Below are 12,135 nucleotides of genomic sequence, written 5' to 3'. Positions count from 1 at the left end.
CGCCAATGGACCGATATACGCCAGGGCTTCCCGCCAAGAAGCCGAAGGGAATTTTGAGATGACGCCCGAAGGTTTGGAAGTCCGTTGTCTCGCATGTCGAGACATCGCTGCATCGGGGCTGCCATGACCCGCTTGTCCCTTCGTGTTGTCGAAGAGCGTTTTCGGGTTGACGGAACCTTCACGATATCGCGCGGTTCGCGCACAGAAATCCGCGTGGTCACCGTCGAATTGCGCGATGGCACTATTTGCGGGCGCGGCGAATGCGTGCCCTATCAGCGCTACGGCGAGACCGTCGAAGGCGTAATCGAAACGGTCCAATCGCTTGAGCAAGATCTCTCCAACGGACTGGACCGCATTGGGCTGGTGACGCGCCTTCCCGCCGGCGCGGCGCGCAATGCCATCGATTGCGCCTTCTGGGATCTGGAGGCGAAGAGAAGCGGCACGGTGGCCTGGAAATTGGCGGGTCTTTCGGCACCGGCGCAGCTCAGCACCGCCTACACGCTCTCTCTGGGGGATCCCGATTCCATGCGGAACGCGGCCGCGCGGAACGCCCATCGTCCTCTCCTCAAGATCAAACTGGGTTCGGATCGCGACGTCGAGCGTATCGAGGCCGTGCGCTCCGGGGCTCCTCGCTCTACATTGATTGTCGACGCCAATGAGGGCTGGACAATCGAGCAGTATCTCGATCTTGCGCCACACCTGGTCCGCCTGGGCGTGGCCATGGTGGAGCAGCCACTGCCTGCCGATTCGGACGAGGCATTGCGCGGAATCAGTCGCCCCCTGCCGATCTGTGCGGACGAGAGTTGCCATGACCGGCATTCTCTCAAGTTCCTCGCGGGAAAATATGACGCCATCAACATAAAGCTCGACAAGACTGGCGGTCTGACCGAGGCCCTGGAATTGAGGCGGGATGCTCTGGAGGCAGGGTTCGACGTTATGGTCGGTTGCATGCTCGGCACTTCGCTGGCCATGGCGCCGGCCTTTCTTGTCGCGCAGGGCGCCCGGTACGTCGATCTCGACGCGCCACTTCTGCTGGCGGAAGACCGGGAGATACCGGTTCAATACAACGGCTCGCTGATGGAGCCGCCGAGCAGGTCTCTTTGGGGCTGACTCCAGTCGCCCAAGCATCCACATGCCGACTGGATCCAACCTATAAGCCAATCAAGCTGGCAGGTGCATCCCGGCCGTTTCGCGATTGATCGACTGGGCATGTTCACGCATCGACGGTGTCGAAGAGGTAGTTGCTGCCGAAGGTCGGGCCGACTGACAGGGTCGTGAACCAGTCGCGGGTGGCGACGTATTCGACCTGCTGGTAAATGAAAATGTAAGGGGCAGTCGAAACAACCTCGTCCTGCAGCAGGCGGTAGCGTTCCGCTCTCAGATCGGGATCCGAGATTGTCAGCGCATCGTCGGCTATCCGGCTTAGCTCCGGCGCGGACCAGCCATTGCGCCACGCGAGAATACCCGCCTCCTTTTCCGAGCCATTGTCCGCGTTCTTGAGGAAGGCCTTGGCGTTGGAATTGGGGTCCCAATAATCCGTACCCCAGCGACCGCAGTAAAGATCGTGCTTGCGGCTGCGAAACTTTCCGAGCACCGACTTGCCGGTATCGGGCAGCAATGTCAATTCCACGCCCACAAGCGCCAGCGATTTCTGGAAGATGGAAGCAACGCCCATGACCGTCGGGAACTGATGTACGTCCATGGAAATCTGGAAGCCGCTTCCCAGGCCGGCCTCCACCAGCAGGCGCCGAGCCTCTTGCGGATCATAGGCGAAGCGGGTCTTGTCCTCGCTGCCAAGCATGCCGAGCGGCAGGAACCCCTGGTGCACACGCCCCGAACCTTCCAGCCATTGCTGCTGCATGGTCTCATAGTCCACGAGATGCTTGAAGGCGCGAATGACCTGCGGTTTGGAAAGGACGGGATGCCGTTGATTGAGGCTGATAAAGAGTATCGCCCCTTTAGGTGCGGCTGACACGCGGCAAACGCCACTCTGTCGCGCGATCTCCAACTGCTGGAAATCAAGGCTGCGGGCAACGTCGATCTTGCCTTCAAGGAGAAGGCCGAGCTGGGTCGCTCCGTCTGGAATATGACGATATTCGGCGACGGCGAGGGAGGTCCTTTGCCGGGAGAACTCATTCCTTGTCAGCGCGACCGCCTGGCCCGGACACCAGTCAGAAACCGCGAACGGCCCGGACCCCGCAGTGTTTCTCTTCAGCCAGTTGTTGCCGAAGGTCGGCGCATCGGCGTCTGCGCCGCAAACCTGCTCGACCGTCTTCCTGTCGACAATCGACGCCGCGTTGGACGTCAGGCAATTTAGAACGAAACTCGGCGCAAAGGCGGCATTCAGCGTTAGTCTGAAGGTCTGCTCATCCTCCGCCACGGCCCGTTCGCTGACGTTTTCGGGCGTCAAGCCGAGCTCGTTCAGGATTTCGGCAGGTCCTCTGGCGAAGGTGACCGCGCGTTTGAAGGACCAGGCGACATCATCGGCCGTGACGGGGTTGCCCGACGAGAACTTCAAATTCGGGCGCAGGCGAAACGAAAATCGCAATCCGTCGGGTGAAATGGCCCAGCTTTCCGCCGCCTCCGGCTTGATCCTCGATAGATCGTCCCGGTCGAGCCGAACCAGCCGTTCATACACGTTACCAAGAAGCTCGGAGACGGTGCGTTCATAGCCCTCTGCCGGATCAAGTGTCATCAGGTCGTCGATCGACATTCCCATGACCAGCCTGTCGCCGTTCCGGTAGGCTCTCTTTGCGTCGTTTTCAGAAGACATTTCTTTGACCTCGCAATGATAACGCCGTCGACCCGATGGGGCGGAGGTGCCGATCGCGTCGACGCAGTTCTGCTTCGTCGGTCACACGTTCTGGATCAGAAGCTCGCGCACGGATCGTGTGCCGGAGTTGAACAGAAGCCGCCGGAACTCGAATTCGAGGACCGTCTGCGGATCGTGGAACGGCTCTGTCAGGAATTCCTGTTGTGTCAGGTGCAGCGCTTCCTCTGCCGAATAGAAGTTCCGCGTATCTGCGTCGAGCAGGGCAGTGTCCGCCTCGTAGATTCGCGTGACGAGATCGCAAGCCGAAAGCACTGCCGCCCTGCGGTCCTCGGCGGAGCGTCCACCCGACCCGTACCAATCGATAATGTCCTGGCCAAGCGGGCGGAGCGGCTCGGGCAGGCGCTTCAGGTTCTGCATCACCCACTTGGCCTTGCCATTGGTGCTGCCGGCGAGATGGCACAGCCCGGCCGCCTGATCCATGAGAAACATGGTGCAGACCAGCAGACTGGTGTCAAAGTCGCCCGAGCCCCAGGTGCCCATCACATCCTTGAATTCGGGGTAGCCGCCGGTCCGGTTGCGGTATTGGACGAACGACATCTGTTTCCAGAAGTCTGCCGAGAACAAACTGGCAAACTCCTCTCCGCCGGTGAGGGCGATGCCGACCTGCATCTTGTGCAAGCCGTCTTCATAGGCGTGCGGCATCTTCTTGCGCAGCGTCTTGGTGCGCTCTCGCGCCTGACGATAGAGGCCTTGAACCTCGTCTTTCATCGCCTGGATTTCGGCGCGTGTGTAATATTCCACATCGATGGCGAAACCATCATCGCGGATGTAGTCGACGAAGGTGCGCAGCCCGCCATTCTGTTCGATGATGAAGCTGTGATCGCCAACGTGCCGGACCGGAGGAAGCTCGTCGCAGATGATATAGGCGTCGAGGTCGGAATGCTTGCTGCCAATGCCCTCGACGAGGGTGCCTGACAGGATGACGATGTCGCCTTTTTGTGGGGCGCATCGCTGCATGACTTCGTCGCGGGTGATGCGGAGCTGTCCGTTCAGAAACGAATAGGTATCCTGCGGGGATGAGGAAAGATCCATGTCGCACCTCGAGTTTCGATAAATGAGATCATTCTCAATATTTACACTTTGGCGCCGAAGTCAACATCCGGTCACCGTGAGACGCTCGCCATCCGTCGCCGGGGCCGAGCTGCGCTGACCGGGCGCAGCAGGGCCAGGTTCGCAATTGCGTATTGAAAACAAAGGCATCGATATCAATCGCGGCTTTTGTCCTGGTTTACTGCCGAAAGCGGTTGCGCGACAGGAATGGGTGCTGTATCAGTTTTGCGACACGTCTAGAAAAAAGGATGGTCGTTTGCTGCTTGTCCTCTACTACGCTGCGGTAACCCTGGCCGGTGTGACGCGCGGTCTCTGGGTCGTCGCGCTCGGCTGGTCATCGGCCCTCGTCGGCGGGTCGGTCACCCTGATCGGCATCGCCTTTCTCGTCGGTCACCTCATCAACGTCCTGCTCGCCCCGGGCGTTGGCGCGCTGATCGACCGGCGCAGCCGCAAGCGTCTGGCAATCATCGGCCAGGCGCTGTTCGGTGGCGCCATGGCGCTGCCCGGCCTGGCCTGGCTGCTCGGCTTCGAGCTCAGCTACGCGATGATCCTTTTCGTCGCGTGCTGCATCGCGGCGGCAGGACTTCTGCAGGGCGGCGCGCTCGACGCGATCCAGAAGTCTATCGTCGAGCAGGCTGATATCAGGCGGACCAACGCGATCGTCAACGGACTGCGGCAAGGCTCGATGATCGCCGGTGCCGGCCTTGGCGGGCTTGCGCTGATGTGGTTGCCGCTCCATGCCGCCTTCGCGCTTGGCGTGATCCTCTGCGGCCTGGCGGTCCTCTGCGTGCTCGGACTGCCGGACGCCTACCCGCCCTCAGGTGGGCGCCGGAGCTACATGGCGCAGGTGGCGGAAGGCTACCGGTTCTTCGTGCAGAAGCCGGAGCTGGGTCGGCTCGCGGCGCTGATCGGGCTCAGCACGTCCGTGGGGCAGCTGTCGAACGTGCTGCTGCCGATGCTGGTGCAGCGCGAGCTTGCCGGCGGCAGCGGGCTGTATGGATTGATCGACGCCCTGTGGTCCGTGGGAGGGATCTCGGCCGCGGTTTTCGCCGCGCGAATCCTGCAGCGGTTCAATCTGGATGGCTTCGAGTATCTGGCAATCGTCGCGCTCGGGCTTCTTGCAGCCAGCATTTCGGTCACCGCCTATCCGGGGGCGGTCGCGGTCATCTATTTCCTGATGGGCTTTGCGTTCTCGTTCTCGAAGATCCTGTGTGACGGGCGAATGATCGAGCTGGCCGACCTGGAGTCGATCGGCCGGGTGCGCACCCATACACAAGCGGTCACCAGCGCCTTCGGACTACTGGTGTTTTCGATGCCCGCAGTCACCGGCCTGGAAGACGTGAACCTCCAGTATGCCTTGTGGGGCACAGGCATCGCCACCATCGCGGCGGGGATCTATCTCCTGGACCTGCAGGCCAGCGGAAACCGTGCGGCGCTTCGCCAGGCAAACAGCGAAAATGAAACGCATGAATGAACGTCATCCCTGCGCTGCGATGTTGGCTCACGATTTGGCGTTTTCAGCCCAAAGCGGCCGGGCGACGAAGATCGAGCGACCAGGTACGCGGCTTTCTGAACGTGGTGCAAGCGTGGTGTCGAAGAATGGGAGCAAGCCTTGACCAGAATCGTTATTCTAAATCGGGCGGATCCGAGACGCATCCGGTATGATCAGGTCATCGATCACCAGCGTCACGACGTGACCTATATCGGTCAGTTCCTCGACCAGAAATCGCTGGCCAACGCCACGACCTTCCCCGCGAGGTTGGCGGATCTCGATGCGGATGCTCTGCCGGCGCATATCGAAGAGGCTTGCGCGAATTGCGACTATCTGGTCGCCCGCGGCGAACGCGATCTGCTCCTTGCCGCCCGGATCCGCGAACGGTTCAACATTCCCGGCGATTCAGTCGCAAGGGTCCTTCCCATCCGTGACAAGCTGACGATGCGGATGGCTGCGCATCAGTCAAGTCTGAAACAGCCTGCCTTTTGGGCGCTTGCCAAGTACAAGCGCATCAGCGCCTCGCTGCCGCCTGATCAGAAACTCGTCCTCAAGCCACGTCTTGACGCAGCCAGCAACGGCATATGGATCGGGCCGCGCGCTGGCCTGGACGCGCGCATCGAAAACCTTGGCGAACGCGACTGGCTGGTCGAGGAGTTCGTGCCGGGAGACATCTTCCACCTCGACGGACTTTTGAGCGGCGGCGAGCTGACCCTGCTTCAGGCGTCGAAATATGTGAACACCTGCTTCTCCTTCGCATCGGGCTCAGCTCTCGGCTCGACGCAGGTCGACAATCCGGAATGGGCGAGCCTGGCGGTAACGGACATTGCCCGGGCGCTCGGCTATCGCGATGGAGGCTTCCATCTCGAGATGATCGTCGATCGGGACGGACAGCCGTTTTTCCTGGAGTTCGCGGGCCGTATCGGCGGCGCTTACATTGCCGAGGCGTTCGAGCTGAAAACGGGCGTCAATCTCCACCATGGGGATCTGCACTGCATACTGGGCGACGTCGCCAAAGTCGACAACGGCCGCGGCCGAGCCGACATGTTTGGCTGGTTCCTCTTTCCCTATGGCGCAGAAATCGACTACGGCTCCGTAGGCCAGGTTTTCCGCCGTGAACTTGTCCAATGCCACATCAATGCGCGTCCGGCCAAGCCGGATGTGCCTTCCTACAGCGAAATCCACTCGCCGTTCGGCGGGATCGTCCGCGGTTTCGAGTCCTGCGAGGGCGCTATCGATTCAATTGTTCGCTACGTGACCACGAAGTCGAACTCCCTGGCCAACATCTCTTGATGTGGATCGAAACCATGCCGATGCAACAACCGTTGACACACTTGCAGAGACACACCTGGGAGCATCGTTTCGCAAACCGGGCCAAGAACATGAATGCGTCGGAGATCCGCGACCTCTTCGCCCTGCTCGACAATTCGGAGATCATTTCCTTTGCGGGAGGGTTCCCCGACGCAAATCTTTTCGCCTTGCCGCAATTTCGCGATGGCTATCAAAAATCCCTCCAGGATAGCCCGGCGATTTCGCTTCAATATTGTGCGAGTGAAGGATATTTGCCGTTGCGGCGCTGGATTGCCGATTTTATGCGCCGGCAGGGCGTCGTTTGCAGCTCAGACAACATCCTGATCACGTCCGGTGCACAGCAGGCTATCGAATTTCTATCCCGCCTGTTTCTGGAGATGGGTGATCCGCTCGCCGTCTCAAAGCCAAGCTACCTTGGCGCGCTACAGATATTCGACGCATATGAGCCCGACTACCGCTTCTTCGATGGCGACGGCGTGAGCATGGCAAGCCCAGGAGCCGGCAAAGCCCAGCCTTTGAAACTTATCTACGCCAATCCGGATTTCTCCAATCCAACGGGCGAAACGATGGATGTGACGGCACGGCGACGCCTCATTGCCCTTGCTCGCGCAAATGATGCGCCTCTGATAGAAGACGGGGCCTATTCTTCACTGCGCTACGAAGGCGATCCACAGCCGACTATCATGCAGCTCGACATCGCGGATTCTGGCTCTATCGAAACGTCGCTGGTCGTCTATTGTGGCAGTTTCTCGAAGACGATGACCCCGGGCATGCGCATCGGCTGGATTTGCGCAGCGAGCCAACTGATCAACAAGCTTACGCTGCTGAAGCAGTCCAGCGATCTGAACAGTTCGACCATCAATCAGATGGTCATGCACCGTGTTGCAGACGAAATGTTTGACGCGAGTGTGAACACCTCGCGAGAGGTCTACCGGCAGAGGCGCGACAACCTGATCAGGGCGCTCGAAGACTATATGCCGCGCAACGTGACCTGGCGAAAACCAGAGGGTGGAATGTTCGTTTGGCTGACATTGCCCGAAGGCATCGACGCCAAGACGCTGCTTGCCAAGGCCATCACAGGCGAGCGTGTCGCCTTCGTTCCCGGTCGCCCCTTCCATGCCGATGGCTCCGGCGGCAACACGCTGCGCCTGTGCTTCTCGTCCTGCGCGCCCGAGCTTGCGAGAGAAGGCGTGCTGCGATTGGCGCGGCTGATCGCTGCTGAAACGGCAGAATCTGACGCGATGGCGCAGGCATCGACATAGGCGCCCGGGTGCAAGCAGTGATCATTCGCGCCCTGAACATCTCAAACACCGATGCTTCAGCGCAGGGTTGGAACGGCCCTATTGGCGCAGGCGAACACGTCGGACCGGCGACTGGTCCGCGTCAGGCAGGCTCCCTGAAATGTCCGAAGCACAGCGCCGTTGAAATTGGTTTCATCAGGTTCCCACTCTACGTGCCATTGCACACCAAAGGCGAATATCGACGTCGTCGTCACACGCACGGCTTCGATTGAGCCATCCGGGGCGACCGCTTCCACGGTCAACCCTGATCCCAGATCCTTGATGGCTTGCACGTGGAGAGAATTGACCGGTACCGCCAGGGGATCGAGTCCGCATTCAATGGCAAGCGTCTCAAAAAGCGTGTTCTCGACACAGCGCAGGGTATGCGAGGGAACAAACTTTTCAGCGCGGGTTGAAACGTCCGACGGCGCGCGGTGATCCAGCCGGCCGGGCATACGATGAACTGCCTGATGGAGCGATCCGCCAAAAGCAACGTTCATATCCTGGATCCCGCGGCAGATTGCCAATACCGGGACGCCCATGGCAATCGCCAGCGGGATGAGCGCTTGTGTTGTGACGTCCCGCTGCGGATCATATTTGTAATCGGGATCGGGCCTCTCTCCGTAAAGCGAGGGGTCCAGCATGGTTGGCGCACCGGTAACCAACACGCCGTCCAGGCGCGCGAGCAGGCTTTCGAGCTGGGGCCGGCTGGCGTCAACCGGAATAAGGATCGGGACGGCCTCAAGAAACCCGGCGACGACTGCAACGTAGCGATCAAGCACCGCATGGAAATCCGATCCAAGGATTTGCTTGGTGCAACACGTCAGGCCGATCAGCGGAAGCACGCCATTGCTTGTCTTGCGTAGCGAGGACATCGTAACCGTCCGCGTTCTAGATGCCATCGATCAGAAGCAGTCGGGTGGGCTTCACGCCCTCCTCGTAGACACGCGAGCGATACCTGTATTCCGTCTCCGCATAGTCAGAGGTGGCAGCCGAACCGAAACAGTTGGCATGTAGCGTATCGAGCGCCGCGCGCCCAGCCGGGAAATAAGGGTTCGCAAGCAGCTTCTCCCTCGATGCCTCCTGGATGTCATCAACCAGATCCAATGTGTTGAAGACAAACTGCTCCTTCGAACGGTGGTCCGAGACGCCGGTCATGTAGAAAAGGTCCAGGAAGCGAACACGAATTGCGTCCGGAACAAGCAACTGATCCAGATAAGTCAGCAGCCATTTTCTTCGGACATTGGTCGATCCAACAAGGTGGAGGTAGGCTGACATCTGCTGAATCAGATTTTCGCGAGCCAGATCGACGGAGCGGTCGATTTCGCGCTTGTCCCAGGCGCCCATCAGGTCAAGGAGGACGGAGAAATCCGACGCAAACCAACGGTATGCCACATAGCAATATTGCCAGCGCGATATTCCTCCCATCAGCTGTTGGAACCGCGGTTCGTTGCGCAGGACCAGGCAATTGAACAGCCGGTGAATTAGGTTCTGCTGCCGCACGGTGAGCACCTTGGTCAGCAGGACAAGGTTGTTGCAGGCGTAGTCATAGATCGTCTTGACCTGATCAAAGAGCGCTTCGACCTCGGCGAATGTGTCGAACTCGACATCGACCTTGACGCCCGAGTTCGGCACCACAGTGTGGACCAGGAAGACCTGCTTGCCGCGCGAAGTCTCGTTCAGGATGTCTCGCTCGACGCTAAGCACCCGGTGATGCCGACGGTAGATGACTTCTTCGCAGGCGCGTCGCTCTTCCGTGAAAACGTACATGTCGAGATCGGAAAACTTGTTGCCTATCCCCTCGATAAGCGTACCGGCGGCGATCGCGACGTCCCCGTCTCGCAAATAGATCTGGCTGTCGATGAACGCCTGATCAACGCTGACACGACCGCCCAGAAGACGGATTCTGTTTTCGGTCAAATCCATTGCAAGTCACCCCGTATTGGCCCTCAAACGCGGGGCGAGTTCTGAAAAAGGGTCTAGAAAAGGCAACCGAACGTATTCGCTTGAAATACGCGTCTCGCGGCCATGTAGCTCCGGCACCCACTCGATGGCGGATAGGCGTCCGGCAGTCCGAGCACGCAGAGGACCGCCAGACCGCAGAGCCAGGGTTACCGCAGCGTAGTAGAGGACAAGCAGCAAACGACCATCCTTTTTTCTAGACGTGTCGCAAAACTGATACAGCACCCATTCCTGTCGCGCAACCGCTTTCGGCAGTAAACCAGGACAAAAGCCGCGATTGATATCGATGCCTTTGTTTTCAATACGCAATTGCGAACCTGGCCCTGCTGCGCCCGGTCAGCGCAGCTCGGCCCCGGCGACGGATGGCAAGCGTCTCACGGTGACCGGATGTTGACTTCGGCGCCAAAGTGTAAATATTGAGAATGATCTCATTTATCGAAACTCGAGGTGCGACATGGATCTTTCCTCATCCCCGCAGGATACCTATTCGTTTCTGAACGGACAGCTCCGCATCACCCGCGACGAAGTCATGCAGCGATGCGCCCCACAAAAAGGCGACATCGTCATCCTGCGACCAGCAGGCGCGAACCGGCTGAACGTGCGGAAGCAAGCCCAAATGGTTTCACAGCGCTTGGAGATGACGACCCCGGACATGTCGCCGGTCTTGGTGAAATCAAGGAACCCGGAAGCGGCGCTGTCGAGACGGGCGTAGTTTCGCAAATCCAATTGACCAGCAGTTGCCGCTTTCAGATCAAAGAACAATTTTCGAGAGAACAGAACCGATGATTCCAGTCAGCAGTCTCGACCCGTCGCGCATTGGCAAGGTGTTTCGCCCCAAACGGGCGAATCGTGGCCTGTTCATCACAATTGACGGCTTCGATGGTTCGGGCAAATCCACCCAGATCGAGAGGCTGGCGCAACGGTTCAGGGACGCTGGACGAGAGGTCGTTTTGACCCGGCAGCCAACCGATTGGTATCGCGACGCGCCGATTGTCGAGCATTTCCACGACCACGGCGGCAGCGCTGAAAAAGCCCGCATTCTGTCTCTGTTTGCGGCCGCCGACCGGCATCGGCATGTCATGGAAGTCATCGATCCGGCGCTGGACCGCGGGGCAGTCGTGATCTCCGACCGATATGTTCTCGCGACGTTTGCCGTCTTCACGCACCGAGGCGTCGACCCCGATTTTCTGATCGAGATCAATGGTGGGGTGACACGTCCGGACTTCGCGTTCTACCTCGAGGTCCCTACCGAGGCGCTTCTGCAGCGGCTGCGCGCGCGCGACGGCGACAGTCTCAAGCACGAAGAAAAGTCATCTGAACGTATTGACTCGATCAAGGCGCGATGGACTGCGATGAAGCCGCTCCTCACATTCATGGACGGCACAGGGCAGCCTGCCGAAATCAGCCAGAGAATCTATGCACACTGCAGCCAGCCCTTGGCTGTCGCCGGGTGACGTGAGGGGAAGCGCCGGCACCGGATGATCATGGCAGGCGCCGTTCCTGCAGGGGTTCTTCGTCACAGCCGTCAAACTCGATGAGGCCAAAGCGAGCCCGTAAGCGCCTCGCTCGTCACCAGATTGGCGCCGGCCCTGGCGAACTGGGCATTGTAGCGGCGAATGATGGCGGCGGCGTTCTCTTGCGGCTGATCGAGCGTGCTGTGGGCATCGGAAACCACCGTCACCTTCAGCCCGGCGGCCATCGCGCCTTCCACCGTGCCAGCGATGCAGAAATCCGTTTGGGCGCCGAGGATCACCACTTCCGGCGCGCCCTGGCTCTCGATCCATTTGCCGAGTTCCGGGTTGCTGAAGGCGTCCCGCACCGACTTTGCGAATGTCGGCTCGTCATCCCGTTGGCCGAGTGCCGGCCAGACGGGCCAGCCGGGCTCTCCCGGCGCCAGCGGATCGCCCTTAGGCCCATCGTGACGTACGAAGGCGATCGCCCGGCCGTCGCGCCGCGCCCAGTCGATCACCTTGCGGGCGCGGTCGGTGAGGAGATCCGCCTCGTGGAGTGGCGGCTCGATACGGCCGTCGAACATGTTGGTCTGCAGGTCGATGATGATGACCGGCGCTTTTTTCGCTGATGTGCTGGACATGGGATCAGCCTCCATACCAGACAGGAAATTGCCGATTTCCTGTGGCATTGCAACGGAATTTTACGGCTACCCTGGATCGATCGTAGGCATGTTGAAACCTGTCGATGGAGCCTGA

11 protein-coding genes are annotated in these 12,135 nt (G+C 59.9%); 6 read left to right on the top strand and 5 right to left on the bottom strand.

Translation table 11 applies throughout. From position 1 onward, the window contains the following. Positions 1-123: 123 nt before the first annotated feature. Positions 124-1,110, top strand: a complete 987-nt coding sequence (gene dgcA / locus J2857_RS22775; RefSeq protein WP_210012348.1) for an N-acetyl-D-Glu racemase DgcA — start codon at positions 124-126, stop codon at positions 1,108-1,110. Between the two features lie 103 nt (positions 1,111-1,213). On the opposite strand, the gene J2857_RS22770 is transcribed toward dgcA, so the two are convergent. Further along, the gene (locus J2857_RS22770) at positions 1,214-2,773 is read right to left on the bottom strand and encodes an ABC transporter substrate-binding protein (RefSeq protein ID WP_210012347.1); all 1,560 of its coding nucleotides are present in this window, start codon (positions 2,771-2,773) and stop codon (positions 1,214-1,216) included. Between the two features lie 81 nt (positions 2,774-2,854). Beyond that, positions 2,855-3,865, bottom strand: coding sequence for a hypothetical protein (locus tag J2857_RS22765; protein WP_210012346.1), 1,011 nt, complete (start codon positions 3,863-3,865; stop codon positions 2,855-2,857). 145 nt (positions 3,866-4,010) lie between these two features. On the opposite strand from J2857_RS22765, the gene J2857_RS22760 reads away from it, so the two are divergent. The 3 genes from J2857_RS22760 (at position 4,011) to J2857_RS22750 (ending at position 7,948) form a co-directional block, all read left to right on the top strand. Next, positions 4,011-5,357: an MFS transporter gene (locus tag J2857_RS22760; RefSeq protein WP_210012345.1), complete on the top strand. Its 1,347-nt coding sequence runs from the start codon at positions 4,011-4,013 to the stop codon at positions 5,355-5,357. Positions 5,358-5,495: 138 nt separating this feature from the next. Further along, entirely contained in the window at positions 5,496-6,668 is a 1,173-nt protein-coding gene (locus tag J2857_RS22755) for an ATP-grasp domain-containing protein (RefSeq protein ID WP_210012344.1), read from the top strand. Next, positions 6,668-7,948, top strand: a complete 1,281-nt coding sequence (locus J2857_RS22750; protein ID WP_245363671.1) for a PLP-dependent aminotransferase family protein — start codon at positions 6,668-6,670, stop codon at positions 7,946-7,948. The genes J2857_RS22755 and J2857_RS22750 overlap by 1 nt, the downstream gene beginning before the upstream one ends. 56 nt (positions 7,949-8,004) lie before the next feature. Here J2857_RS22750 and J2857_RS22745 read toward each other — a convergent pair whose 3' ends face one another. Then, entirely contained in the window at positions 8,005-8,841 is an 837-nt protein-coding gene (locus J2857_RS22745; RefSeq protein WP_210012343.1) for a gamma-glutamyl-gamma-aminobutyrate hydrolase family protein, read from the bottom strand. A 16-nt stretch (positions 8,842-8,857) separates the two neighbouring features. Next, complete coding sequence (locus J2857_RS22740; protein ID WP_210012342.1) at positions 8,858-9,892, bottom strand: hypothetical protein; 1,035 nt, start codon at positions 9,890-9,892, stop codon at positions 8,858-8,860. 490 nt (positions 9,893-10,382) lie between these two features. Here J2857_RS22740 and J2857_RS22735 point away from each other — a divergent pair, with 490 nt between their 5' ends. Then, positions 10,383-10,640, top strand: a complete 258-nt coding sequence (locus tag J2857_RS22735) for a hypothetical protein (protein WP_210012341.1) — start codon at positions 10,383-10,385, stop codon at positions 10,638-10,640. Between the two features lie 70 nt (positions 10,641-10,710). Beyond that, positions 10,711-11,382 carry a dTMP kinase gene (gene tmk, locus J2857_RS22730; RefSeq protein WP_210012340.1) on the top strand — a complete coding sequence of 224 codons (672 nt, stop codon included), beginning with the start codon at positions 10,711-10,713 and terminating at the stop codon, positions 11,380-11,382. 71 nt (positions 11,383-11,453) lie between these two features. Here the strand turns inward: tmk and J2857_RS22725 are convergent, their stop codons facing one another. Next, complete coding sequence (locus J2857_RS22725) at positions 11,454-12,020, bottom strand: isochorismatase family protein (RefSeq protein ID WP_210012339.1); 567 nt, start codon at positions 12,018-12,020, stop codon at positions 11,454-11,456. Positions 12,021-12,135 lie beyond the last annotated feature (115 nt).

Source organism: Neorhizobium galegae, assembly GCF_017877055.1.
Classification (GTDB): Bacteria; Pseudomonadota; Alphaproteobacteria; order Rhizobiales; family Rhizobiaceae; genus Neorhizobium; species Neorhizobium galegae_D.
Note: the sequence above shows the minus strand (reverse complement) of the source record. Positions and strands in the feature narration are given on the sequence as shown.